The sequence below is a fragment of the Vibrio sp. 1069 genome, assembly GCF_033340555.1.
Genome location: NZ_JAWOWP010000372.1, coordinates 1 through 704, shown reverse-complemented (window position 1 = coordinate 704; position 704 = coordinate 1). Strand labels below are relative to the sequence as shown.

1 pseudogene is annotated in these 704 nt (G+C 41.1%); it reads right to left on the bottom strand.

Annotation, left to right across the window (positions count from 1 at the left end):
- Positions 1-704 (bottom strand): annotated as a pseudogene (locus tag R7040_RS26590) (tetratricopeptide repeat protein); the annotation flags it as partial.

Sequence of the window (704 nt, the reverse complement as noted above, 5' to 3'; positions counted from 1 at the left end):
TATTGCTTGTCTAAAATCATTAGACGAGCAATTTTTATTTGAGTTTTTGCTTGTGGAGCAAGATTGTAAGCTTGCTGATAGACGTCGATAGCCTGTTCAAGTTCTTGTGCTTGCTGCCAAAACGAACCAAGTGTTTCCAAATTTTTTGCGTTGCGTTCTACATGACCATTATCAAAGGCTGCTTGAAGTGTTTTCGCTGCGCGGAAAGGCACCCCTTGATAAGCTTGGAAGTTTACTAAACGCAGGTATTATTTCTCACCTTCTAATAGGAACAATTTATGAGCCATTTCTAGTGTTGAAAGGGCATTGCGCTCTTGATTTAACTCCATGTAAATACCAGACAATTGAGTCCAGTAACGCTTATTTTTTGGATATTTAGTGGTTAATATTTTCAATACACCCGCAACGCTCTTGAACTGCTTAAGTTCATAGTGCGCAGACATCAGTAGCTGATACCAAGATTCACTAGGTTCTTTACTCATAGCGATTGCTTGCTTAGCTGGTGGAATCGCGTTTTTGTAATCTTCTAGCTGAACATAAGCACTTGCTAGAGTGATGTATGCATGCGCTTGTGGCTTTTCTTCGGTGGTTTCTGCAATTTTGAACCACTCATTCATGGTTGCTACTGACTTTTTAAATTGCCCTTCGGCTAAGTAAAGCTGCGCCAAGCTATAACGAACTTGCTGGGCCACAGGCACTGGAAG